Origin of the sequence: Burkholderia sp. 4NA327C6, from assembly GCF_005502655.1 — a bacterium.
Lineage (GTDB): Bacteria > Pseudomonadota > Gammaproteobacteria > Burkholderiales > Burkholderiaceae > Burkholderia > Burkholderia contaminans.
Genome location: NZ_SCNZ01000009.1, coordinates 1 through 24611, shown reverse-complemented (window position 1 = coordinate 24611; position 24611 = coordinate 1). Strand labels below are relative to the sequence as shown.

Annotated in this window: 25 protein-coding genes; 9 read left to right on the top strand and 16 right to left on the bottom strand. The window is 65.8% G+C overall.

The window, feature by feature from the left end:
• Positions 1–3 precede the first annotated feature (3 nt).
• Both FFS49_RS11585 and FFS49_RS11580 read left to right on the top strand, forming a co-directional pair.
• Entirely contained in the window at positions 4–417 is a 414-nt protein-coding gene (locus tag FFS49_RS11585) for a lysozyme inhibitor LprI family protein (protein ID WP_039352156.1), read from the top strand.
• 269 nt (positions 418–686) lie between these two features.
• Positions 687–1898, top strand: a complete 1212-nt coding sequence (locus FFS49_RS11580; RefSeq protein ID WP_039352159.1) for an MBL fold metallo-hydrolase — start codon at positions 687–689, stop codon at positions 1896–1898.
• Positions 1899–1971: 73 nt separating this feature from the next.
• Here the strand turns inward: FFS49_RS11580 and ychF are convergent, their stop codons facing one another.
• Positions 1972–3066 carry a redox-regulated ATPase YchF gene (ychF, locus tag FFS49_RS11575; RefSeq protein WP_071335526.1) on the bottom strand — a complete coding sequence of 365 codons (1095 nt, stop codon included), beginning with the start codon at positions 3064–3066 and terminating at the stop codon, positions 1972–1974.
• Positions 3067–3312: 246 nt separating this feature from the next.
• Between ychF and FFS49_RS11570 the strand changes: the two genes are divergently transcribed.
• The 4 genes from FFS49_RS11570 to FFS49_RS11555 all read left to right on the top strand — a co-directional run bounded on the left by FFS49_RS11570 (position 3313) and on the right by FFS49_RS11555 (position 7960).
• Positions 3313–4491, top strand: coding sequence for a UbiH/UbiF family hydroxylase (locus tag FFS49_RS11570; RefSeq protein ID WP_039362326.1), 1179 nt, complete (start codon positions 3313–3315; stop codon positions 4489–4491).
• 94 nt (positions 4492–4585) lie between these two features.
• Positions 4586–5314, top strand: a complete 729-nt coding sequence (locus FFS49_RS11565; RefSeq protein ID WP_039362328.1) for a DsbC family protein — start codon at positions 4586–4588, stop codon at positions 5312–5314.
• Between the two features lie 102 nt (positions 5315–5416).
• Positions 5417–7216: a PDZ domain-containing protein gene (locus FFS49_RS11560; protein ID WP_105816500.1), complete on the top strand. Its 1800-nt coding sequence runs from the start codon at positions 5417–5419 to the stop codon at positions 7214–7216.
• Between the two features lie 147 nt (positions 7217–7363).
• A complete protein-coding gene (locus FFS49_RS11555) occupies positions 7364–7960 on the top strand; it encodes an NAD(P)H-dependent oxidoreductase (RefSeq protein WP_039362334.1) in 597 nt (198 codons plus the stop codon).
• Between the two features lie 119 nt (positions 7961–8079).
• Here the strand turns inward: FFS49_RS11555 and FFS49_RS11550 are convergent, their stop codons facing one another.
• From FFS49_RS11550 to rpe, 8 genes are all read right to left on the bottom strand, one after another.
• Positions 8080–8982, bottom strand: a complete 903-nt coding sequence (locus FFS49_RS11550) for a uracil-DNA glycosylase (RefSeq protein WP_105816501.1) — start codon at positions 8980–8982, stop codon at positions 8080–8082.
• Between the two features lie 12 nt (positions 8983–8994).
• Entirely contained in the window at positions 8995–9621 is a 627-nt protein-coding gene (locus FFS49_RS11545) for a CYTH domain-containing protein (RefSeq protein ID WP_071335530.1), read from the bottom strand.
• Complete coding sequence (gene trpC / locus FFS49_RS11540) at positions 9621–10406, bottom strand: indole-3-glycerol phosphate synthase TrpC (RefSeq protein ID WP_039362343.1); 786 nt, start codon at positions 10404–10406, stop codon at positions 9621–9623. Before trpC ends, FFS49_RS11545 begins: the two co-directional genes overlap by 1 nt.
• A gap of 29 nt (positions 10407–10435) precedes the next feature.
• Positions 10436–11467 (bottom strand): anthranilate phosphoribosyltransferase, encoded by a 1032-nt coding sequence (gene trpD / locus FFS49_RS11535; RefSeq protein WP_027788472.1) that lies wholly within the window; start codon positions 11465–11467, stop codon positions 10436–10438.
• A gap of 13 nt (positions 11468–11480) precedes the next feature.
• A complete protein-coding gene (locus tag FFS49_RS11530) occupies positions 11481–12071 on the bottom strand; it encodes an aminodeoxychorismate/anthranilate synthase component II (RefSeq protein WP_046544855.1) in 591 nt (196 codons plus the stop codon).
• 13 nt (positions 12072–12084) lie between these two features.
• Complete coding sequence (gene trpE, locus FFS49_RS11525; RefSeq protein ID WP_039362349.1) at positions 12085–13578, bottom strand: anthranilate synthase component I; 1494 nt, start codon at positions 13576–13578, stop codon at positions 12085–12087.
• Between the two features lie 357 nt (positions 13579–13935).
• Entirely contained in the window at positions 13936–14700 is a 765-nt protein-coding gene (locus FFS49_RS11520) for a phosphoglycolate phosphatase (RefSeq protein ID WP_105816502.1), read from the bottom strand.
• A 4-nt stretch (positions 14701–14704) separates the two neighbouring features.
• Positions 14705–15391: a ribulose-phosphate 3-epimerase gene (rpe, locus tag FFS49_RS11515; protein WP_071335533.1), complete on the bottom strand. Its 687-nt coding sequence runs from the start codon at positions 15389–15391 to the stop codon at positions 14705–14707.
• A gap of 178 nt (positions 15392–15569) precedes the next feature.
• Between rpe and apaG the strand changes: the two genes are divergently transcribed.
• On the top strand, positions 15570–15944 hold the full coding sequence (gene apaG, locus FFS49_RS11510; RefSeq protein ID WP_011350820.1) for a Co2+/Mg2+ efflux protein ApaG: 375 nt from the start codon (positions 15570–15572) through the stop codon (positions 15942–15944).
• 22 nt (positions 15945–15966) lie between these two features.
• Here the strand turns inward: apaG and FFS49_RS42925 are convergent, their stop codons facing one another.
• A complete protein-coding gene (locus FFS49_RS42925) occupies positions 15967–16098 on the bottom strand; it encodes a hypothetical protein (RefSeq protein ID WP_039362355.1) in 132 nt (43 codons plus the stop codon).
• Positions 16099–16126: 28 nt separating this feature from the next.
• On the opposite strand from FFS49_RS42925, the gene FFS49_RS11505 reads away from it, so the two are divergent.
• Positions 16127–17251 (top strand): MltA domain-containing protein, encoded by a 1125-nt coding sequence (locus tag FFS49_RS11505; RefSeq protein ID WP_224755861.1) that lies wholly within the window; start codon positions 16127–16129, stop codon positions 17249–17251.
• Between the two features lie 264 nt (positions 17252–17515).
• On the opposite strand, the gene paaK is transcribed toward FFS49_RS11505, so the two are convergent.
• The 5 genes from paaK to paaN form a co-directional block, all read right to left on the bottom strand.
• The gene (gene paaK / locus FFS49_RS11500) at positions 17516–18814 is read right to left on the bottom strand and encodes a phenylacetate--CoA ligase PaaK (protein WP_039362360.1); all 1299 of its coding nucleotides are present in this window, start codon (positions 18812–18814) and stop codon (positions 17516–17518) included.
• A gap of 38 nt (positions 18815–18852) precedes the next feature.
• Positions 18853–19305, bottom strand: a complete 453-nt coding sequence (paaI, locus tag FFS49_RS11495; RefSeq protein WP_071335534.1) for a hydroxyphenylacetyl-CoA thioesterase PaaI — start codon at positions 19303–19305, stop codon at positions 18853–18855.
• Position 19306: 1 nt separating this feature from the next.
• Entirely contained in the window at positions 19307–20098 is a 792-nt protein-coding gene (paaG, locus tag FFS49_RS11490) for a 2-(1,2-epoxy-1,2-dihydrophenyl)acetyl-CoA isomerase PaaG (RefSeq protein WP_105816503.1), read from the bottom strand.
• A gap of 45 nt (positions 20099–20143) precedes the next feature.
• A complete protein-coding gene (gene pcaF, locus FFS49_RS11485) occupies positions 20144–21346 on the bottom strand; it encodes a 3-oxoadipyl-CoA thiolase (protein ID WP_105816504.1) in 1203 nt (400 codons plus the stop codon).
• A gap of 87 nt (positions 21347–21433) precedes the next feature.
• Positions 21434–23140 (bottom strand): phenylacetic acid degradation protein PaaN, encoded by a 1707-nt coding sequence (gene paaN / locus FFS49_RS11480; protein ID WP_105816505.1) that lies wholly within the window; start codon positions 23138–23140, stop codon positions 21434–21436.
• 129 nt (positions 23141–23269) lie between these two features.
• On the opposite strand from paaN, the gene FFS49_RS11475 reads away from it, so the two are divergent.
• Positions 23270–24046: an enoyl-CoA hydratase gene (locus tag FFS49_RS11475; RefSeq protein ID WP_039362373.1), complete on the top strand. Its 777-nt coding sequence runs from the start codon at positions 23270–23272 to the stop codon at positions 24044–24046.
• A 324-nt stretch (positions 24047–24370) separates the two neighbouring features.
• Here the strand turns inward: FFS49_RS11475 and FFS49_RS42370 are convergent.
• Positions 24371–24611 (bottom strand): hypothetical protein (locus FFS49_RS42370; RefSeq protein ID WP_212746054.1); only part of this gene is annotated, 241 nt, incomplete at its 5' end.

Sequence of the window (24611 nt, the reverse complement as noted above, 5' to 3'; positions counted from 1 at the left end):
GCCATGATCGGTTTGCTCGTGCTGGCGTCGATGCATGCATTTGCCGGCCCGACGGCAGCGGACGAGATAGCGGCGCGCAGCGGTTTGCCGGCAAGCGAGGTCAATGCACTGCTCAGCGACTGTGACTCGAGCCAGACGAGCATGAATTTTTGCGCGTGGCGCGATCAGCTCGTCGCCGAGCGGGAATTGCAGCGGATCGTCGACAAACGGGTGAGCGAGCAGCCACGGCGCAAGGCGGCGCTCGACGCGGAGATGGCGAAGTGGAAGAAGGCGCGCGACACGTCCTGCGAAAAATCGGCGCGTAACGCGTGGGGCGATGGTTCGATGCGACCTGCGGCACAGGCGATCTGTGCAACGGCGGCAACGAAGGAAATGGCGACAAGGCTGTCCGCTCGCGTTTCCCGCAAATCTCAATGAATCGGTCCGACATGACAAAAGGCCGCTGCGTTCGCGATCTCGTAACCGCCGACGCGTATTCGCCATGTCACACAGGAGTGACGCCCTGGCGTACTCGCGTCCGTGTATCAGGAGATCAGAGCGGCCGGCGTCCGCTCAAACGGCCGTGCCCCGATGTGTGACGATCGATTCGTTCCTGTTGGGAAATGAAGTATCGACAAGCGGGATATTTGTTACTGACGCAGTATCATTTAATCTACGGACACTCATCACCAATCAAGAGTCCGACCATGTCGATCCGTCATCTGCTTTATTCCGCATTCGCTGCGACTGCGCTGCTCGGCGCCGCATCCGCGAGCATCGCCGGCCCGCTGACCGTCGATGTCTACAATCCGGGCGCGCATGCGATCTTCCCGGTTTCGTCTGAAATCGTTTCGGGCAAGACCGAGGCGATCCTGATCGACGCCCAGTTCCAGCGCAACGACGCGCAGGCGCTGGTGAGCCGGATCAAGGCGAGCGGCAAGACGCTCAAGGTTATCTACGTGAGCCACAGCGACCCCGACTATTATTTCGGGCTGGAAACCATTCACGCGGCTTTCCCGGATGCGAAGATCGTCGCGACGCCGCAGACCGTTGCTGCGATCGAGGCCAGCAAGGACGGCAAGCTCGCCTACTGGGGCCCGATCCTGAAGGACAATGCGCCGACTTCGGTGATCGTGCCGCAGCCGCTCGACGGCAATACGCTGCGCGTCGACGGCGAGCCGCTGCGCATCGTCGGGCTCGACGGCCCGACGCCCGATCGCACGTTTGTCTGGATTCCTTCGGAGCGGACCGTGGTCGGTGGCATCCCGGTCGCCGCGAACATCCACGTATGGATGGCCGACACGCAGACGCCGCTGTCGCACGCGAACTGGCTGGCGACGCTCGATCGGATCGACGCACTGAAGCCGGCGCGCGTCGTGCCCGGCCACTTCCTGCCGAACCGTGACGGCAGCCAGCCGTTCACCACCGGAGTCGCGTTCACGCGCGATTACGTGAAGGCGTTCGACCAGGAAGCGACGCGCGCGAAGGATTCGGCGACACTGGTCGCGGCGATGGAGGCGCGCTACCCGGATCTCGGCGAGAAGTCGTCGCTCGAGCTGAGCGCGAAGGTTGCCAAGGGCGAGATGCAGTGGCCCGCACCGGCGCCGTTCCCCGCGGCGGGCAAGACGGTGCGCGTGCAGTTCGGCGCTACCGCGTTCGACCTGCATTTCAAGGACGACAAAACGATGTCGTTCGTCGGCACGGCAGGCCAATTCAAGGGCGTGACGGATACGGTGCAGTACACGGCGCGCGAGATCCGTCCGCAGGTGTATATGGTGTACTGGCACGAGCCGTCCACCGGTTCGAACGTCGTGCACGTCGAGGATTTCGAACGTGGCACCGTGGATACGAACATCGCGGCGAAGGACGGACAGTTCCTGCATATGTCCGGGACGCTGAAGATCGTCGGTCGGGAATGAGCCGGTCTTCCGCAATTGAAAAGAAAAAGCCCGCATTCAGCGGGCTCTTTTACGGTCGATGCGGCAGCGACGCTTAAACGTTGAACAGGAAGTTCATCACGTCGCCGTCATGCACGACATATTCCTTCCCTTCCGCACGCATCTTGCCGGCTTCCTTCGCGCCTTGCTCGCCCTTGTATGCGATGAAGTCGTCGAACGCGATCGTCTGCGCGCGGATGAAGCCGCGCTCGAAGTCGGTATGGATCACGCCGGCTGCCTGCGGAGCCGTGTCACCGATATGGATCGTCCACGCGCGCACTTCCTTCACGCCGGCGGTGAAGTACGTTTGCAGGCCGAGCAGCTTGAAGCCCGCGCGGATCACGCGGTCGAGGCCCGGCTCTTCCATGCCCATGTCGGCGAGGAACGCTTCCTTGTCCGCGTCGTCGAGATCGGCGATTTCCGCCTCGATCGCCGCGCACACGGCCACGACCGGCGCATTCTCGCTTTCCGCGTACTTGCGGACCGCCTCGAGGTGCGGGTTGTTCTCGAAACCGTCGTCCTTCACGTTGGCCACGTACATGGCCGGCTTCGCGGTAATCAGGCAGAACGGCTTCAGCAGCGCTTCTTCGTCGTCCGACAGCGCGAGGCCACGCACGGCCTTGCCCTGGTCGAGCTGCGCGCGTACCTTCTCGAGCACCGCGACGAGCTTCGCCGCTTCCTTGTCGTTGCCCGACTTCGCAGCCTTCGAATAGCGCGTGAGCGCCTTTTCGACGGTGCCGAGGTCGGCGAGCGCGAGTTCGGTGTTGATCACTTCGATGTCGTCGATCGGGCTGACCTTGCCGGCGACGTGAATGACGTTCTCGTCTTCGAAGCAGCGCACGACGTGCGTGATCGCGTCAGTTTCGCGGATGTTCGCGAGGAACTGGTTGCCGAGGCCTTCACCCTTGCTCGCGCCCGCGACGAGGCCCGCGATGTCGACGAATTCGACGACGGCCGGCACGATGCGCTCGGGGTTGATGATTTCAGCGAGCGCCTTCAGGCGCGTATCGGGCACTTCGACGATGCCGACGTTCGGCTCGATCGTGCAGAACGGGTAGTTCTCGGCGGCGATGCCGGCCTTGGTCAGCGCATTGAACAGGGTGGACTTGCCGACGTTGGGCAAGCCGACGATGCCGCATTTGAGACTCATGGAATCCTTCAGACGGGTAAGGCGGCGCGGCCGGACAGGGCACGGCGGCGCGGGAAAAAAGGGCGGCCGGCGCTTGGGGCGCGGCGGGCCGGCGGTCAAAGTCGCTATTGTACCGTGCCGACGCCCCGGATTCCGGGCGGGCGCCGAACGGCCGGTGCGGCGGGCCGCCGCGCTGCCGCATCGGCCTGCGATTCTGCTGATTTCCCGCAAAGTCCGGCCGCGTAAGGGTTTGGCCCCGCAGCTATAATGCCCGCCATGACTGCCCACCACACCTTCGACGTCGCCGTGGTCGGCGGCGGGCTCGTCGGCAAGACGGCCGCGCTCGCGCTGACCCAGTCCGGCTACAAGACAGCCTTGCTCGCCCAGCCGGCCACGCCGCGCCCCACCGATCTCGCATTCGACACACGCGTCTACGCGCTGTCCTCCAGTTCGCAGGCGCTGCTCGAGCGGCTGCGGGTCTGGCAGGCGCTCGATCACAGCCGGCTTGCGCCGGTCTTCGACATGCGCGTGTACGGCGATGCGCACGCGGAACTGCACTTCTCCGCGTACCAGGCTTCCGTTCCGCAGCTTGCGTGGATCGCCGAATCGTCGCTGGTCGAGGCGTCGCTCGACGCCGCGCTGCGGTTCCAGCCGAACCTCACGTGGTTCGATGCGCGCGCACAGGGCTTCGACGTGCGCGACGACGCGGCCGTGCTCACGCTGTCGTCGGGGCAGGTGCTGGAAGCGGACCTCGTCGTCGGCGCGGACGGCGCGCATTCGTGGGTGCGATCGCAAATGGGGGCCAAGGTCGAGCGGCGCGACTACCGGCAAACCGGCGTCGTCGCGAACTTCAAGGCGTCGCTGCCGCACCGCGAGACTGCCTACCAGTGGTTCCACGAAGGCGAGATCGTCGCGCTGCTGCCGCTGCCGGACGGCCATGTATCGCTCGTCTGGTCCGCGCACACCGCGCATGCGGACGAATTGCTCGCACTCGATCCGGCGCAGCTCGCGGCCGAAGTCGAGCGCGTGTCGCATGGCCAGGTCGGCACGCTCGACTGCGTGACGCCGGCCGCCGGCTTCCCGCTGGCGTTGCAGACGGTCGACAAGCTGATCGCCCCGCGCGTCGCGCTGGTCGGCGATGCAGCGCACCTGATCCACCCGCTCGCGGGGCAGGGGATGAACCTCGGCCTGCGCGACGTCGCGGCGCTTGCCGACGCGATCGCGGGCAAGGAGAGCTTCCGCAACCTCGGCGATACGGTGCTGCTGCGCCGCTACGAGCGTTCGCGCCGCGAGGACATCCGCGCGTTGATGGTCGCGACCGACGGGCTGCAGCGGCTGTTCGCGGTGCCGGGCTCGCTCGCGAAGGCCGTGCGCAACGCCGGCATGGCCTTCGTCGGCGCGCAGCCGTTCGTGAAGCGCTGGCTCGTGTCGGCCGCGCTCGGCTGATCGATCGAACCTTCGGCCGCTTCGCCGGTCGGACACGGTTCCGTTACGGCGTACACTGTGCCGTGCACACCGATTGAGCTGAAGGAAGATTTCGATGAAAAAAACGATCCGCATCGCGTCGCTGGCGCTGGCCGTCACGATGGCGACGCTTGGCTGCACCGCGCAGGCAGACCAGACCACCGACAAGCTGAAAGCGACGCTGCAGGCCCGTCTCGGCAGCGATGCGCCGATCAAGAGCGTGTCGAAAGCGCCGGTCGCGGGCCTTTACGAAGTAAACCTCGGCTCGCAGATCATCTACAGCGACGCGGCAGGCGACTACGTGCTGCTCGGCGATCTCGTCGACACCAAGACGCACAAGAACCTGACCGACGCGCGCCTGTCCGAAATCAACAAGATCGACTTCGCGAGCCTGCCGTTCGCGAATGCGATCAAGGTCGTCAAGGGCAACGGCGCCCGCAAGATCGCGGTGTTCTCCGATCCGAACTGCCCGTATTGCAAGAAGCTCGAGACGACGCTGCAGTCGGTCGACAACGTGACCGTCTACACGTTCCTGTACCCGGTGCTGTCCCCGGATTCGACCGCGAAGTCGAAGGCGATCTGGTGTGCGACCGACCGCGCGAAAACGTGGGAGGGCTGGATGCTCGACCACCGCGCGCCGTCCGGCGCCGGTACCTGCGATACGACCGCGCTCGACAAGAACCTCGCGCTCGGCCGCGGGATGAATGTCACGGGCACGCCGACGATCTTCCTGCCGGACGGCCGCCGCCTGCCGGGCGCCGTGTCGGCCGATCAGCTCAACCAGGCGCTCGCCTCGAGCAAGTAACCGACACACGCCGGGCCGCATGGCCTGGCCAGCGAGGGGCGCCCGCATCTGCCGGCGCCTCTCTTCGTTTCCGCCGCCGTATTCGACCGACCGATTGCCACGATGACCCAGCCGATCCGCTATTCGATTGTTCCGAAAGATCTTGCCGCGCACCTGTTCGAAGTGTCGGTGACGGTCACCGATCCCGACCCCGAAGGCCAGCGCTTTTCGTTGCCGGTGTGGATTCCGGGCAGCTACCTCGTGCGCGAGTTCGCGCGCAACATCGTGACGCTCGGCGCATTCAACGATGCGGGCCGCAAGGTGCGGATCGCGAAGACCGACAAGCACACGTGGCAGGCCGCACCCGTGACCGGCACGCTGACGTTGCGCTACGACGTGTATGCGTGGGACCTGTCGGTGCGCTCCGCGTATCTCGACGAATCGGGCGGCTTCTTCAACGCGACCGCCGTGTTCCTGAGCGTCGCGGGCCACGAGGGCGCGCCGTGCGAAGTCGACATCGCGAAGCCGGCCGGTGCGGCGTTCCGCGCATGGCGCGTCGGTACGTCGCTGCCCGAAGCGCGCGGCACCAAGCGCTACGGGTTCGGCGCCTACCGTGCAGCGAACTACGACGAGCTCTCTGATCATCCGGTGACGATCGGCGAATTCGCGCTCGCGACGTTCGACGCGCACGGCGTGCCGCACGACATCGTAATCGCGGGGCGCGTGACGCAGCTCGATCTGGAGCGCCTGCGCACCGACCTGAAGCGTGTGTGCGAAGCGCAGATCGCGCTGTTCGAGCCGAAATCGAAGAAAGCGCCGATGGACCGCTACGTGTTCATGACGCTGGCGGTCAGCGACGGCTACGGCGGCCTCGAGCACCGCGCGTCGACCGCGCTGATCTGCAATCGCACCGACCTGCCGGTGAAGGGGCGGCCCGAAACGACGGAAGGCTATCGCACGTATCTCGGGCTCTGCAGCCACGAGTACTTCCATACGTGGAACGTGAAGCGCATCAAGCCGGCGGCGTTCGTGCCGTACGACCTGTCGAAGGAAAACTACACGTCGCTGCTGTGGCTGTTCGAAGGCTTCACGTCGTATTACGACGACCTGATGCTGGTGCGCAGCGGGCTGATGTCGCAGGACGAATATTTCGCGGCGCTCGGCCGCACCGTCGGCGGCGTGCTGCGCGGCACGGGGCGCCTGAAGCAGAGCGTCGCCGAAAGCTCGTTCGACGCGTGGATCAAGTACTACCGCCAGGACGAGAACGCGACCAATGCGATCGTCAGCTACTACACGAAGGGCTCGCTCGTCGCGCTCGCCTTCGATCTCGCGATCCGCGCGCAGACGCGCAACAAGAAGTCGCTCGACGACGTGATGCGCCTGCTGTGGCAACGCTACGGCCGCGACTTCTACCGTGGCAAGCAGGCGGGCGTCGAGGAGAACGAAGTCGAGGCGCTGATCGAGGCGGCGACGGGCGTCGCGCTCGGCCGCCTGTTCGCCGACGCCGTGCACGGTACGCGCGACCTGCCGCTCGCCGATTTGCTCGCACCGTTCGGCGTGACGCTCGCGCCCGATGTCGCGAACGGCGCCGCCACGAAGCCGACGATCGGCGCGCGCCTGCGCGGCGGCGCGGATTGCACGCTCGCAGCCGTCTACGAAGGCGGCGGCGCCCATCGTGCGGGGCTGTCGGCCGGCGATACGCTGATCGCCATCGATGGGCTGCGCGTCACGGGCACGAACCTCGACGCACTGCTCGCGCGCTACCGGCCGGGCGACAAGGTCGAGGTTCACGCGTTCCGCCGCGACGAGCTGCGCACCGCGAAACTGAAGCTCGACGGCCCGGAAGTCGCGCGCTACCGGCTCACGGCGGCCGCGAAGCCGGCTGCCGTATCGAAGGCCCGGGAGGCCTGGCTGAAGGGGTGAACGGTCTGAAGCGGATATCGGGGCGCGATCAATGATTGTTCTGCTGCTGCAACGATGCGTCGCCCTGAGCCCGCTTTTTCGCCGTCATGCGGCCACGCACAATGGCGTCACTCGCGCTACCAAAGCGCAACCCTACTGGAGCCTGACATGACGACCATTCTGCAAATCAATTCCGCGGCACGTTCGCAAGGTGCGCAATCCACGCTGCTGGCCAACGAACTGACGGCAAAGCTGCAACAATCGAACCCAGGCGCGAACGTCGTGGTTCGCGACCTGCTGGCCGATGCGCTGCCGCACCTCGACGAATCGGTGCTCGGCGCGTTCTTCACGCCGGCCGACAAGCGCACCGCGGAACAGAATGCGATCGTCGCGAAGAGCGATGCACTGATCGCCGAGCTGCAAGCGGCCGACATCATCGTGATCGGCGCACCGATGTACAACTTCGGCATCTCGTCGCAACTGAAGACGTACTTCGACTGGATCGCACGTGCAGGCGTCACGTTCCGCTACACCGAGAACGGTCCGGAAGGCCTGATCAAGGGCAAGAAGGTTCACGTGGTGACGGCCCGCGGCGGCAAGTACGCCGGTACGCCGAACGACAGCCAGACCCCGTACCTGCGCACGTTCCTCGGTTTCGTCGGCATGACCGACGTGAACTTCATCTTCGCGGAAGGCCTGAACCTCGGCGCGGATGCGCAAAGCGCAGCGCTGGCCGGCGCACGCGAAGCGATCGCCGCCGCGTAAGGTCGAAGCGGGTGCGCCGCACCCGCTGCATCGTCCGATAAAAAAAACGCCGCGTCCCGAAAGGGCGCGGCGTTTTTGCATGCCGGCTCGCGTGGCCGAAGGAATCGGCGGCGCGGCGGTTACGCGAGCGTTTCCGCCACTTCAGGCAGGCGCCAGTCGATCGGTTCGCGGCCTGCCTCGACCAGATAGTCGTTCGCGAGCGCGAAATGGCGGCAGCCGAGGAAGCCGCGGTGCGCGGACAGCGGCGACGGATGCGGCGCCTCGAGCACGCGATGCGCGCTGGCGTCGAACAGCGCACGCTTCGCCTGCGCGTGTGCGCCCCACAGCATGAAGACGAGCCCCTGATGGCGGCCGGCGAGTTCGCGGATCAGCGTGTCCGTGCACTGCTCCCAGCCGCGCTTCGCATGGCTCGCGGCGGCACCGCGCTCGACCGTCAGCACCGTGTTGAGCAGCAGCACGCCCTGGCGCGCCCAGGTGTCGAGGCAGCCGTGGCGCGGTGTGTCATGGCCGAAGTTCGCGGCGATTTCCTTGAAGATGTTGCGCAGCGACGGCGGCGTGCGCACGGCCGGCGGTACCGAGAACGCGAGCCCGTGCGCCTGCGGCGTGCCGCGATCGTCGCCGTGGTACGGATCCTGGCCGAGGATCACGACTTTTACGTCGTCCGGGCTCGTCAGGCGCAGCGCGCGGAACACGTCGGTCGGGTAGACCGTCTTGCCGGCCGCACGCTCGTCATCGACGAAGCGGCACAGCGGCGCGTACGCGTCGCTGTCGGTAAAGGGTTTCAGCACGTCGCGCCAGACGGGCGGCAGCGCGTCGAATTGCGCGGCGAGGTGCGGAACGTCGGCGGCAACGGGCTGCGGTGCCGTGGGGGCTGCAGCCGGAGCCGCGGCTTTCTTTGCGGGCTTGCGTCCGGCCGCGGGCGCTTCGGGCGCCGGCGGAATATCGGCCGATGCCGTTTCCGGCACGGGATCATCGAACAGCGACGCCTGTTGCGGCGCGCGGGAAGTCTTGCGGGTTGCCATGCGTGATGCGGGTTATTGCGCGCGCAGCCGGTAGCCGCGCTGCGCCTTGCTGATGTTTTCGGGAACGAGGCCCGGCAGCGCTTGCTGCAATTCGGCGGCGAGCGTTGCAAGCGCCGCCTCCGGGCCGTCGATCAGTTCGAGTTCGATTTCGCTGATCGGTTCGCGGCGCGTTTCGTGTTCCGCCTGGACGACGATCTCGCCGAGGTCCACGGCGGCTTCGACCGTTGCACCGCCGATTGCGATGCGCCACAGCGTACGCGAAAAATCCGTGCGGAACAGCGCCGACAGCTTGCCGGCCGCGTCATTCAGTGCGGCGGCGGCTTCCGGCACGTCGCAGGCCGCGACGAGCGCATCGATCTCGAGCGCGTCGCCAGCGACCGGCAGCTCCCATTCGTGGCGCCGATGCAGGCCGCCTTCCGCGCTGCCGACCGTCTTGAACGTCTGCAGCCAGCCTTGCGGCGCGCGGCGCACGCGCACCGCGCTTTTCGAGCGGGCGAGTGCGAGATCGGGCGTGTCGTAATAGACGTTTGCGAGCGTGATGTCGCGACCGGGTTCGCCGGTCAACGTCTCGAAGAAGCGTCGTGCGGCGTCGGCCTGGCCGGCCGGCAGCGCGAGCTTGATTTCCTTTTCGATCGCCATCAGAAGAACATCCGTGCGAGCTCTTCGCCAGGCTGGTCGGCACGCATGAACGCTTCGCCGACGAGGAACGTGTTCACGTTCGCCGCACGCATCGTGTCGACGTCGGTGCGCGACAGGATGCCCGATTCGGTCACGACGATGCGGTCCGCCGGAATCATGTCGAGCATGTCGAGCGTGGTCTGGATCGACGTCTCGAACGTGCGCAGGTTGCGGTTGTTGATGCCGAGCAGCGGCGTCTTGAGCGTCAGTGCCTGCTCCATCTCGTTGCGGTCGTGTACTTCGACCAGCACCGCGAGGCCGAGCGAGTGCGCATACGCTTCGAGATCCTGCATCAGCGGCGTGTCGAGCGCGGCCGCGATCAGCAGGATCGCGTCGGCGCCCATCGCGCGCGCTTCGATGATCTGGTACGCGTCGACGATGAAGTCCTTGCGCAGCACCGGCAGTGTGCAGGCCGCGCGCGCTTCCTCGAGATAGCGGACGCTGCCCTGGAAGAACTGCTCGTCGGTCAGCACCGACAGGCACGCGGCGCCGTGCGCCGCATACGAGCGCGCGATGTCGGCCGGCACGAAATGCTCGCGCAGCACGCCCTTCGACGGGCTGGCCTTCTTGATTTCGGCAATCACGGCTGCGCGGCCGGCCGCGTGCTTCGCACGCAATGCGCCGACGAAGTCGCGCAGGTCGCGCGCGGACGCCTCCAGCTTCAGTGCCTCGAGCGGTGCGCTGCGCATGGCCGCCGCGACTTCTTCGCGCTTGACGGCGATGATTCGGTCGAGAATGTCGCTCATGTGGATTCCTGCTTGATTCGTAAGGGGATTCAGCGCTTGAACTGCTGCGTGAAGCGCACGAGTTCGTCGACTTTGGCGCGAGCCTTGCCGCTCGCGATCGCCTCGCGGGCCAGCTGGATGCCGTCCGCGATCGATTCGGCGACGTTCGCCGCATAGAGCGCGGTGCCGGCGTTCAGCGTGACGATCTCGCGCGCGACGCCCGGCTGGTTGTCCAGCGCGCCGAGCAGCATCGTGCGCGATTCGTCGGCATTTTCCACCTTCAGCGTGCGGTTCGACACCATCTGCAGGCCGAAGTCTTCCGGATGGATCTCGTATTCGTGCACCTTGCCGTCGCGCAGTTCGCCGACGAGCGTCGCCGCGCCGAGCGATACCTCGTCCATCCCGTCCTTGCCGTACACGACGAGCACGTGCTGCGCGCCCAGACGCTGCATCACGCGCACCTGGATCCCGACGAGGTCGGGGTGGAACACGCCCATCAGTTGGTTCGGCGCGCCGGCCGGGTTGGTCAGCGGGCCGAGGATGTTGAAGATCGTGCGCACGCCGAGCTCGCGGCGCACGGCTGCGATGTTCTTCATCGCCGGGTGATGGTTCGGCGCGAACATGAAGCCCATGCCCGTTTCGGCGATCGACGCGGCAACCTGCTCGGACTGCAGGTCGATGTTCACGCCGAGCGCCTCGAGCACGTCGGCGCTGCCGGACTTGCTCGATACGCCGCGGTTGCCGTGCTTCGCGACTTTCGCGCCGGCCGCGGCCGTGACGAACATCGACGCGGTCGAGATGTTGAACGTGTGCGAGCCGTCGCCGCCGGTGCCGACGATGTCGACGAAGTTCGAGTTGTCCTGCACCTCGACGTGGTTCGCGAATTCGCGCATCACGGTCGCGGCGGCGGCGATCTCGCCGATCGTTTCCTTCTTCACGCGCAGCCCGGTGATGATCGCGGCCGCCATCACGGGCGACATGTCGCCGCGCATGATGAGCCGCATCAGGTGCAGCATCTCGTCGTGGAAGATTTCGCGGTGCTCGATCGTGCGCTGCAGCGCTTCCTGCGGGGTAATCGTCATCGTGAGGCTCCCGTCAGGCGGCTTGCGCGGCCGCGGCGCGTGCCTGTTTCAGGAAATTCTCGAGCAGCGCGTGGCCATGCTCGGACAGGATCGATTCCGGGTGGAACTGCACGCCCTCGATCGGCAGCGTCTTGTGGCGCACGCCCATGATTTCGCCGTCGTCGGTCCAGGCGGACACTTCGAGGCAGTCGGGCAGCGATTCGCGCTCGATCGCGAGCGAGTGATAGCGCGTGACGTCGAAGTGCTTCGGCAGGTCGGCGAATACGCCGCGGCAGTCGGTTTCGATCTTGCTCACCTTGCCGTGCATGATGGTCTTCGCGCGCACGACACGGCCGCCGAAGGCCTCGCCGATCGCCTGATGGCCGAGGCACACGCCGAGGATCGGCTTCTTGCCCGCGAATTCCTTCAGCACGTCGAGCGTGATGCCCGCGTGCTGCGGGTTGCTCGGGCCGGGCGACAGGCAGATCGCGTCGGGGTTCAGGCTCGCGATTTCGTCGAGCGTGATTTCGTCGTTGCGGTAGGTGCGCACATCCTCGCCGAGTTCGCCGAAGTACTGGACCAGGTTGTAGGTAAACGAGTCGTAGTTGTCGATCATGAGCAGCATGGTCAGTCTCCGGTCAGAAGTCGCTATCGAGGCCGTCCTGGACCTGTTCGGCCGCACGCAGCACCGCGCGCGCCTTGTTCTCGGTCTCTTGCCATTCGGATTCGGGCACCGAATCCGCGACGACACCGGCCGCCGCTTGCACATACAGGTTGCCGTTGTGAATCAGGCCCGTGCGGATCGCGATCGCGAGATCCATCTCGCCCGAGAACGACAGGTAGCCGACGGCCCCACCGTACAGCCCGCGCTTGACCGGCTCCAGTTCGTCGATCAGTTCCATCGCACGGACCTTCGGCGCGCCGGACAGCGTGCCGGCCGGGAACGTCGCGCGCAGCACGTCGTAGTTCGTCATGCCGGGCTTCAGCTTGCCTTCGACCGAGCTGACGATGTGCTGCACGTGCGAGTATTTCTCGATGACCATCTGGTCCGTTACGTGCACCGAGCCGATTTCCGCGATGCGGCCGACGTCGTTGCGCGCGAGGTCGATCAGCATCACGTGCTCGGCGATCTCCTTCGGATCGTTGAGCAGCTCGGTCGCGAGTTCCGCGTCGCGCTCGGGCGTGTTGCCGCGCGGTCGCGTGCCCGCGAGCGGGCGAATCGTGACGATCTGGTCCTCGCCGCGCTTTTCCTGGCGCACGAGGATTTCCGGCGATGCGCCGACCACGTGGAAATCGCCGAAGTTGTAGTAGTACATGTACGGCGACGGGTTCAGCGAACGCAGCGCGCGATACAGCGACAGCGGATTGTCGCGGTACGGCTTCGTCAGACGCTGGCCGACCTGGATCTGCATCAGTTCGCCGGCAGCGATGTATTCCTTCGCCTGGCGCACGGCGGCCAGATAGTCGTCCTTCTTGAACTCGCGGAACGTCTCGGTGCGCACGCTCGCCGACGTGACGGGCGGCTGCACGGTCGTGCGCAGGCGCTGCTTCAGTTCGCGCAGGCGCTGTTTCGCCTTCGTATAGGCTTCGGCCTGGCTCGGGTCCGCGTAGATGATCAGGTACAGCTTGCCGGCGAGGTTGTCGATCACCGCGACTTCCTCGGTCAGCAGCAACTGGATGTCGGGCAGGCCGAGGTCGTCGCGCGGCGCGGTATTCGCGAGCTTCTTTTCGATGTAGCGCACCGCGTCGTAGCCGAAATAGCCGGCGAGACCGCCGCAGAAACGCGGCAGGCCCGGGCGTTGCGCCACCTTGAAGCGCGCCTGGAACGATTCGATGAACTGGAACGGGTCGCCGTCATGTGTCTCGACGACCTGGCCGTCGCGCACGACTTCCGACACGCCGTTGCGGGTCCGTACGAGCGTACGGGCGGGCAGGCCGATGAACGAATAGCGGCCGAAGCGTTCACCGCCCACCACCGATTCGAGCAGGAACGAGTTGGCGCCCGAGCGTTCGGGCTGGGCCAGCTTCAGGTAGAGGGACAGCGGCGTTTCGAGATCGGCGAGGGCTTCCGCGATCAGCGGGATGCGGTTGTAGCCTTCGTTCGCGAGCGATTGAAATTCGAGTTCGGTCATGTTCCGGTCCTGTTCGGGACGAGCGGCGCGTGCGCCAGGGATCATTTGACGCTGCGCGGATTGCCGTCGGCGAAAGGGCGGTCGATCGAGAAGTGCCTGTTGCCGGCCGGCACTCCGGGCGTGAACGTCGCGAGCCTGCGGCCGCGCCTGAACGCGAGCGTTCGAACGCGGTAGAACTCGAGGTGGTGCGACGATCGGCGCGCGGATGCGCAGCGAGATAAAAAACGGCGCTGAAGATGTGCTTCAGCGTACCTCATCGAAGAGGTTAGCGCGACCAGCGACGCCAGGGCCAGGCTCCCCGGTCGATGCTGCTCAGACTCCGTTTTTTATTCAGAAACATGCAGATGGAAGAAATAATCAGAGGGTTGGCCGGCCGGCGTTGTGCGCGGAGATCGCGCGAGCTGCGACCAGCAACGAATCGACTATACCATCCGAATTTATCGTTTGTATAGCTTTGCCATGGTTGTAGCCGTACGGCACCGTCAGCGTCGCCATCCCGGCCGCGCGGCCTGCCAGCGCATCGTTTTCCGAGTCGCCGATCGCGACTGCCGCGTCCGGTGCGACACCGAGCGCGTTGCAGGCCGTCAGCATCGGTAGCGGATCGGGCTTCTTGCGTGCGACGCTGTCGCCGCCGAGCACGATGCCGAAGCAATCGGCCAGCCCGTACTGATCGAGCAGTTCGACCGCGAAGCGATGCGGCTTGTTCGTCACGCACGCGAGCCGGATGCCGGCCGCGCGCAGTGCGTCGAGACCGGCGGCCACGTCCGGATAGAGGCGCGTGTGGCGGCCGTTGATCTTCGCGTACTCGGCCTGGTAGATCGCCAGCGCGTCGTCGAAGCGCGCGTGCGCTTCGACGGCCGGGAAGCGCGGCTTCAGCACGCTCTGGATCAGGTGTTCGGAGCCCTTGCCGACGTAGCCGATCACCTCGTCGCGCGACGTGGCCGGCGCGCCGAGCTGCGCGAGCATCCCGTTCAGGCCGGCCGTGAAATCGTCGGCCGTATCGACCATGGTGCCGTCGAGATCGATCAGCGCCGCGTCGATGCGCGGTGCAGCGAAGCGGATCGGGGCTGGTTCCGGTGCGGCTCCGGCCGGCGCATGGCCGGCGAGCGACGAGTCGGCCACGGCGTCAGCTCCGCTCGACGGTCGCGAGGGCGGCGCGCATCTCGTCGATCACCTTGCGGTAGTCCGGCTTGCCGAAGATCGCCGAACCCGCGACGAAGGTGTCGGCACCGGCTGCGGCGATTTCCGCGATGTTGTCGGTCTTCACGCCGCCGTCGACTTCGAGCAGGATCTCGCGGCCGGTGCGCTCGGTGTACGCGTCGATGCGTGCGCGTGCTTCGCGCAGCTTGTTCAGCGTTTCCGGAATGAACGACTGGCCGCCGAAGCCCGGGTTGACCGACATCAGCAGCACGTAGTCGAGGCGATCCATCACGTGATCGAGGTAGTTCAGCGGCGTGGCCGGGTTGAACACGAGGCCAGCCTTGCAGCCGTGATCGCGGATCAGCGACAGCGTGCGGTCGATGTGATCGGAGCCTTCCGGGTGGAAGCTGATCAGGTTTGCACCGGCCTTCGCAAAATCGGGCACGATCCGGTCGACCGGGCGCACCATCAGGTGTACGTCGATCGGTACTTGCACGTGCGGGCGGATCGCTTCGCACACGAGCGGGCCGATGGTCAGGTTCGGCACGTAATGGTTGTCCATCACGTCGAAGTGGATCCAGTCGGCGCCGGCGGCGACCACGTTGCGGACTTCTTCGCCGAGCCGTGCGAAATCGGCCGACAGAATGCTGGGAGCGATGCGGAATTGGGTCATGGCAGGGGGGCGGGGACGTTGCGGCGCAAAACCGCCATTCTACCGTCCGGCGACCCGGTGCGCGGCGGCAGGCCGTGCGGTCGAGGCCGGATTGCGCATAGAATGCCGAACCAATGCGGCGCGCCCGCGGCCCCGTTGCCCATGCCGGCACGGGCGGTCATCTTCCAGCGGAAACACCATGAGTCAGTATCAATTCACCGTTTCGGTGAAAACCAGCTACTTGCCGGAACAATCCGACCCCGATCGCCGTCAATACGCATTCGCGTACACGCTGACGATCCGCAACACGGGACAGGTCGCGGCGCAGCTGATCGCGCGTCACTGGATCATCACGGACAGCGAGAACCACGTGCAGGAAGTGAAGGGGCTCGGCGTCGTCGGGCACCAGCCGCTGCTGCAGCCGGGCGAACACTTCGAGTACACGAGCTGGGCCGTGATCGCGACGCCGGTCGGCACGATGCGCGGCGCGTACTTCTGTGTGGCGGAGGACGGCGAGCGCTTCGAGGCGCCGGTCGACGAGTTCGCACTGCACATGCCGCGCACGCTGCATTGAGCGTGGGCAGTGCGTCAGGGTGTCAGCGCGGCTTGCGGGCGTGCTTTTTTCTGCCCGACGACGTCCACACGACGATGAAGATCAGCAGGGCGAGCGCTACGAAGGCTTCGAGCGCGAAGATGAGCATCGGATATTGGTCGAGAAAATCTGACATGGCGGTTTCCATCAAGAACGGACATTGTATGTGGTTTGGGCCCCGGGTGGCCGGGTGGGTTGCTGCTGTTGCGGCGGCGGCGCTGCTTGCGGCGTGCGGTGGCGCGCCGACACGGACTTCGTCGCTGAAGCCGCCGACCGGCTCGGCGATCGTGCCGGGGCAGGTCGCCGCGAAGCGGCTCACGCCGGTCGCGTGGCAGCAGGTGCCGGGCTGGCAGGACGATTCGCTGCTCGGCGCAACCGCCGCGCTGCGGCAGAACTGCGTGCGGCTTGCGCGCCAGCCGGCCTGGGCCCGCGCCTGCGCGGCCGCCGACCGGCTCGACGAGCTTGACGTCAGCAGTGCACGCACGTTCTTCGAAACGTATTTCACGCCGTTCCAGCTTGCGAACACCGACGGTACGCTCGACGGGCTCGTGACCGGCTATTACGAGCCGCTGCTGCACGGTTCGCGCGTGCGTCGCGGTCCGTATCAGTACGCGCTCTACCGCTGGCCGGCCGGTTATCGCGCGGGCGCCGCGCTCCCGGCACGCGCGCAGCTCGAGCGCGCCGGCATCCTGAACGGCAACGAACTCGTGTGGGTCGACGACCCGATCGAAGCGTTCTTCCTGCAGGTGCAGGGCTCGGGGCGCGTGCTGCTCGACGACGGTTCGGTGATGCGGGTCGGCTTCGGCGGCACCAACAACCAGCCGTACCGCTCGATCGGCAAGTGGCTGCTCGATCGTGGCGAGCTGACGCCCGCTCAGGCGACGATGCAGGGCATCAAGGCGTGGGCGAAGGCGAACCCGAACCGGGTCGACGCGTTGCTCGACACGAACCCGCGGTTCGTGTTCTTCCGCGACATGCCGACCAAGGAAGATGCACCGCACGGCGGCGAGGACGGCCCGATCGGCGCGCTGGGCGTGCCGCTGACGCCGGAGCGTTCGATCGCCGTCGACCCGTCGTCGATCCCGCTCGGCACCCCGGTGTTTCTGCAGACCACGCGCCCGCTGACGAATACGCCGATGAACCGGCTCGTGTTCGCGCAGGATACGGGTTCCGCGATCAAGGGCGGCGTGCGGGCCGACTATTTCTGGGGGCTCGGCGACGATGCGGGCGATCAGGCCGGGCGGATGAAGCAGGTCGGCCGGATGTGGCTGCTGTTCCCGAATTCGTGATGTGACGCGGTTCGGGTGGCTGGAGCCGCTCGGGTCGCTGCCGATGCGGTAGACGCGGCATTCGCGGAAGCGGTGGTGTGCGTGGGGCGCGTCGCTCCGGCCGTGCGGGCGCACGTGCAGTGTCAGCTTTCGTGATGCGCTTGTTGCGTCGGCGGGTGCCCCAAGGCGCCCCGGAATGAAACAGCCCGATCGGCATAGGCCGATCGGGCTGTTTCATTTGCAGCCACGGATTCGCCGCGCGTAATTAACGCGCGGCGATTTTCGTCAGCCCTTGCGCTTGTCGACGACCCGTCGCGCCTTGCCGACCGACCGCTCGATCCCGTTCACGGGCAGCACGTTGATCACGGCCGTCACGCCGATCAGCGACTTGATGTCGTGTGCGAGCGCCTGCTTTGCCGCATGGATCGCCGCCGTATCGGGGGCTGTCTCGGGGCAAGGCTCGACATTAAGCGTCAGCACGTCGAGCGGGCCTTCCTTCGTCAGCACGATCTGATAGTGCGGAGCGAGCGCGCGCTGCTTGAGCAACTGCTCCTCGATTTGCGTCGGGAACACGTTGACGCCGCGCACGATCATCATGTCGTCCGAGCGTCCCGTGATCTTCTCCATCCGGCGCATCGTTCGGGCAGTGCCGGGCAACAGCCGCGTGAGGTCGCGGGTCCGGTATCGGACGATCGGCAGCGCCTCCTTCGTCAGCGACGTGAACACGAGCTCGCCGAGTTCGCCGTCCGGAAGCACTTCGCCGGTTTCAGGGTCGATGATTTCCGGATAGAAGTGGTCTTCCCAGATGGTCGGACCGTCCTTGGTCTCGACGCATTCGGACGCGACGCCGGGGCCCATCACTTCGGACAATCCGTAAATGTCGACCGCGTCGATGCCCATCCGCTGCTCGATCGCGACGCGCATGTCGTTGGTCCAGGGTTCCGCGCCGAAGATGCCGATACGCAGCGAACTCTGCACCGGATCGAGGCCCTGTCGCTCGATTTCGTCGGCGATCGACAGCATGTAGCTCGGCGTCACCATGATGATGTCGGGCCGGAAATCCTGGATCAGCTGTACCTGCTTCTCGGTCTGGCCGCCACCGAACGGGATCACGGTCAGCCCCGCGCGTTCGGCGCCGTAGTGCGCGCCGAGCCCGCCCGTGAACAAGCCATAACCGTAGCTGACGTGCACCTTGTCGCCGCGGCGCGCACCGGCGGCGCGGATCGAGCGGGCGACGAGATTCGCCCATGTGTCGATGTCGCCGGCCGTATAGCCGACGACCGTCGGCTTGCCGGTTGTGCCCGACGACGCATGAATGCGCGAGATCTGGTCCTGCGGCACCGCGAACATCCCGAACGGGTAACTGTCGCGCAGGTCGCTCTTCGTCGTGAACGGGAAGCGCGATAGGTCGGCGAGCGCCTTCAGGTCGTCCGGGTGGACGCCCGCGTCGTCGAACTTGCGACGATAGACGGGGGAGTGGTCATACGCATGCCGGAGCGACCACTTGAGGCGCTCGAGTTGCAGCGCGGTCAGCTCGTCGCGTGAGGCGGTCTCGATCGGCTCGAGCGGTAGCGGGGTAGTCATGCATGTCTCCAGTGTTTGTTATGTGCGAGCCGTCGACGTCAGCGGTCTTCCGGGATGACCGTGCCCTTGATCTGGGCGGATTTGCCGCGAAACATCGCGACGGTTTCGCCGGTCTGGTTCGTGACGCGGATGTCGTAGATGCCCTGGCGGCCGGCGCGCGCCTGCTCGATCGCTTCGGCCGTCAGCACGTCGTCGCCGTGCACGGGGCGCAGGAATTCGATCGAGCAGCCGGCCGCGACGGTATTCACGTTGTACGAGTTGCACGCGAACGCGAACGTCGAATCGGCCAGCGTGAAAATGATCCCGCCATGGCAGGTCTGATGCCCGTTCAGGAATTCGGGACGCACGCGCATCTGCAGGCGCGCGTAGCCGGCGCGAACTTCGGCGATTTCCATCCCGAACGCACGGCTGCATGCATCGGCGTCGTACATGGCCCGCGCGGTGGCGCGGGCGAGCGCATCGGGATCGAGCGTGGCAGTGGCGTTTGTCATGTCAACGCCCCTCGAAGCGCGGCGCGCGTTTCTCGATGAACGCCTTCACGCCTTCTGCGTAGTCGTGCGACTGGCCGAGCATGCGCTGCAGGTCGCGTTCCATGTCGAGTTGCTGGTCGAGCGTGTTCGTGACGCTTGCACGCATCGATTGCTTGATCGACGCGATCGCGAGCGTCGGCTGCTGTGCGAGCTGAGTGGCAAGCTGGCGGGCTGATGCAGCGAGCGTGTCGTCGTCGACCGCGCGCCAGATCAAGCCCCACTGCTCGGCCTGTTCTGCCCCGAGCTTGTCGCCGGTCAGCGCGAGCCCCAGCGCGCGTGCCATGCCGACGCGTTGCGGCAGGAACCACGTACCGCCCGAATCGGGCACGAGACCGATCTTGACGAAGGCCTGGATAAAGCTGCTCGAGCGGGCGGCGAACACGAGATCGCAGGCAAGCGCAAGGTTCGCACCGGCACCGGCCGCCGTGCCGTTGACGGCGGCGATCACCGGAATCGGCAGACGCTGCAGGCGGCGGATCAGTGGATTGAAGTGCTCGTCGATCAGCGTGCCGAGATCGGTGGACGCGCCCGGCGTGAAGTCGAGATCGGCCAGGTCCTGGCCCGCGCAGAAGCCGCGCCCCGCACCTGTCAGGATCAGCGCGCGCGAGCCGGCTGCCTCGACATCGTCAAGTGCCGACTGCAACTCCCGATGCATCGCCCGCGTAAAGCTGTTCAGCTTGTCGGGGCGGTTGAGGGTAATCGTGGCTACGTTCGAGGCCTGATCGATTTCCAGCTGAATCGCCTGATAGGACATGCAGTGTCTCCTTCATGACTTCGTTATAGGCGCGCGATGCGTCGGTTACACGCGCTCGATCGCGAGTGCGATGCCCTGGCCGACGCCGATGCACATCGTACAGAGCGCAAAGCGGCCGCCCGTACGCTCGAGTTGGTGGAGCGCCGTGGTCACGAGCCGGGCGCCCGATGCGCCGAGCGGGTGTCCCAATGCGATCGCACCGCCGTTCGGGTTCACGCGAGGATCGTCGTCGGCGACGCCGAGCATGCGCAGCACCGCGAGACCTTGGGACGCGAACGCCTCGTTCAGCTCGATTACGTCGAACTGGTCGATGGTCATGCCGAGCTGGCGCAGCAGTTTTTGCGTGGCCGGCGCGGGCCCGATGCCCATCACGCGCGGCGCGACGCCGGCTGTCGCCATGCCGATGACGCGTGCGCGGCGGCGCAGGCCGTACTCGTCGGCTGCTTGCGCATTGGCGAGCAGTAGCGCGCACGCACCATCGTTGACGCCCGATGCGTTGCCGGCCGTCACCGAGCCGTCCGGGCGCACGACGCCCTTCAGCTTCGCGAGTGCTTCGAGCGATGTCTCGCGAGGATGCTCGTCGCGCGACACGACCAGCGGATCGCCCTTCTTCTGGGCAATCGTGACCGCGACGATTTCCTCGGCGAGCGTGCCGTCCTGCTGCGCGCGCGCGGCCTTCTGCTGGCTGCGCAGCGCGAACAGGTCCTGATCGGCACGGCTGATGTTGTAGTCGACCGCAACGTTTTCGGCCGTCTCCGGCATCGAATCGACGCCGTGCAGCTGTTTCATCAGCGGATTGACGAAGCGCCAGCCGATCGTCGTATCGTAGATGTCGGCCTGGCGCGCGAACGCGCTCGTGGCCTTGCCCATCACGAACGGCGCACGCGTCATGCTCTCGACGCCGCCCGCGATCATCAGGTGCGCCTCGCCCGCCTTGATCGCGCGCGCGGCTGTGCCGACCGCGTCCATCCCGGAGCCGCACAACCGGTTCAGCGTCGTGCCGGGCACGTCGGTCGGCAGGCCCGCGAGCAGCGCCGACATGCGCGCGACGTTCCGGTTGTCTTCGCCGGCCTGGTTCGCGCAGCCGTAGATCACGTCGTCGATCGCCGCCCAGTCGACGTCACGGTTGCGCTCGACGAGCGCCTTGAGCGGCACTGCACCGAGGTCGTCAGCACGGACATCTTTCAGGGCGCCGCCGTAGCGGCCGATGGGAGTGCGAATCGCGTCGCAGATATAGGCGTCTGTCATGGGCGTATCGATGAGCAACGAACCCGCCGGGTGGCGGATTCGTTCATGGTAGAGAACGTGGCGGCGTTTGCACGTCGGCCATTCGGGTTATGCCGGTTGGCCGGCTTCCGCAGGGGCAGCCTTCGGGGCAACATGGACACGGCTTTGCACCACGCGGAACCGGTTGGCGACGAACGCCGGGTCGGCCAGCGCTGCGTTGGCTGCCGGGTTCGCGCCCGTGCCGTGGAAATCCGAGAATGCTGCCGATTGGTTCACGAAGACACCGCCCGTCAAGTTGATCGACAGCGCCACGCCACCGCGCACCGCCGCGTCGTGGGCGGCGTCGACGATCGCGTCGTCGGTGCTGTAGACGGAGAGGGTCAGCGCGCCGTGTTCCGCTGCGATTTCCCCGGCGAGGTCGAGCGACTGCGCGGTCGAGTCGGTCGCGATCACGAACGAGATCGGGCCGAACCATTCCTGCGTGAATTTCTCGCGATCGGTCACGTCGAGTTGCAGCACGAGCGGCGTGCGCACGCGGGCGTCAGGGAACGCAGGGTGCTGGAGGGTCAGGCTGTCGGCGAGCACGCGGCCGAGCTGGCGGGCGTCGTCGATGCGTGCCGTCACGCCTTCGTTCTGGATTGCACCGATGAGTTCGACCGAGCGTGCCGGGTCGCCGGTAAGTTTTTGCACGGCAGTGGCGATTGCCTGTGCGACCTCGTCGAAGCTCGCATGGCCGTCCGCCGTCCGGATGCCGTCGCGCGGCACGTAGATGTTCTGCGGTGCCGTGCACATCTGGCCGGAGTACAGCGCCAGCGAGAACGCGATGTTCTTGGCGACGGCCTTCAGGTCGTCGGTCGAGTCGATCACGATCTGGTTGACGCCAGCCTTCTCTGTATAGACCTGTGCCTGGTGGGCGTGGCGTTCGAGCCACGTGCCGTTTTGCGTGCTGCCGGTGAAGTCGATCAGCTTGATCTCGGGGCGCAGCGCGAGGTCCTGGACGAGCGCGCCGTCGTTGGGTTCGGTCGCGAGGAGCGTGACGACGTTCGGATCGAAACCGGCTTCGCGCAACACGTCGCGAGCGATCCGGACGGTGATGGCGAGCGGCAGGATCGCGCCCGGATGCGGTTTGACGATCACGGTGTTGCCGGTTGCGAGATCGGCGAACAGGCCCGGGTAGCCGTTCCAGGTCGGGAACGTGCAGCAGCCGAGCACGAGCCCGGTGCCACGCGGGACGATCGTGTAGCGCTTGTGCATTGCGAGCGGCGGGTTCTTGCCTTGAGGCTTTTCCCAGTGCGCGTCGGCCGGGATGCGGCGTAGTTCGTCCCATGCATAGGCGACCGCTTCGAGCGCGCGATCTTGTGCGTGTGGGCCGCCGGCCTGAAACGCCATCATGAATGCCTGCCCCGTGGTGTGCATCACGCTGTAAGCGATTTCGAAGCTGGCGCGATTCAGGCGCGCGAGGATTTCGAGGCTGACGCCGATCCAGGCGCTCGGGCCGGCTTCGCGCCACGAGCGTTGTGCTGCCGCAGCGGCGGCGATCAGTTCGTCAGGGGTCGACTTCGGATACCGGATGCCCAGTGAAATGCCGTACGGCGACCGCTCTGCGCCGACCGTTTCTCCGGATGCCGGCTGGTCGAGCGCGAACGTCTTGTCGAGGTGCGACTTGAACGTGGCTTCGCCATCTGCGTTCGCGCTTTCCCCGTACACTTTGGGGCTCGGCATTTCGGCGAACGGGCTCCAGTACCCGCGGCTCTCGATGGCGGCGAGTGCGTGTTTCAGCGTGTCTTCGTGCTTCGTGAACAGTGCATGGGTCATGGCGGCAGCCTGATGGACGTTGAGAGGGGTTGGATCGATTAATTAACCGACCGGTTGGTCGGAGAATGGTAGCATCAAACTATTCGCATGTGCGAGGCGTTTCTCATTTCATTGATCGAGGAGAAATAGATGGCTTACGAGAACATCCTGGTGGAGACCCGGGGGCGTGTCGGGCTGGTTACGCTGAACCGTCCGAAGGCCCTGAATGCGCTGAACGATGCACTGATGGATGAACTGGGTGCCGCGCTGAAGGCGTTCGATGCGGACGACGGCATCGGTGCGATCGTCGTGACCGGAAGCGAGAAGGCGTTCGCGGCTGGTGCGGACATCGGCATGATGGCGACCTACTCCTATATGGATGTCTACCGGGGCGACTACATCACGCGCAACTGGGAGACGGTCCGCGAGATCCGCAAGCCGATCATTGCCGCGGTCTCGGGCTTTGCGCTGGGCGGTGGCTGCGAGCTGGCCATGATGTGCGACATCGTTTTCGCGGCGGACACGGCCAAGTTCGGCCAGCCGGAAATCAAGCTTGGCGTCATGCCGGGTGCGGGCGGCACGCAGCGCTTGCCGCGCGCGGTATCGAAAGCGAAGGCGATGGACATGTGCCTGACGGCCCGCTTCATGGATGCTGCCGAGGCGGAGCGCGCGGGGCTCGTGTCGCGCGTGCTGCCGGCCGCCACGCTGCTCGACGAGGCGCTTGCCGCCGCGGCGACGATCGCCGAGTTTTCGCTGCCGGCGGTCATGATGGTCAAGGAGTCGGTGAATCGTGCATACGAGACGACACTGGCCGAAGGCGTCCACTTCGAGCGTCGGCTGTTCCATTCGCTGTTCGCGACTGAAGACCAGAAGGAAGGGATGGCGGCATTCGTCGAAAAACGAAAGCCAGTGTTCAAGCATCGCTGATGGGGCTGCTCGGGTAGTTGGCCGGCGACGGGGCGATATCGGTCGTCGGCGTGATTGCCCGGCCCGTCGAGCCCGAAGCCCCCGTGCGCGTCAGCGCACGGGGGCTTTTTCAAAATATTTTCACAAAGGGGCTTGCGGAGTTGGGGGTGGGTGCTTAGAATCACGCCTCTTTCGCGCTAACGGAAACGCGGCGCGGGAGAAGGGAAGCAGGGTGGGCGGTGTGCTGGAGTCTGAAGCGCGCAGCCGGCCTGGAAGTTGAGCCCCGCAGTCGCAACGATGTAGTGTAAAAAGTTGTTGACGAACTGCGAAATACGGTTCATAATCTCACTTCTCTGCTGCTGAAAACGCAGCGCTGCCGGGAAACACGAAGTTCCTCGCAGAATGCTCTTTAAAAATTAACAGCCGATAAGTGTGGGCGCTTGATGGCAGCGAGTTGATCCTCGGATCAGATGGCGAAAGTATCAAGAGTCTCACACTAAAGTAAGTCAGGTTTATGAAGTGATTCATATTCCTGTCAGCTTTGAGTGAGCGACCGGTTCTTAACTGAACCGAAAACAGTAACAGG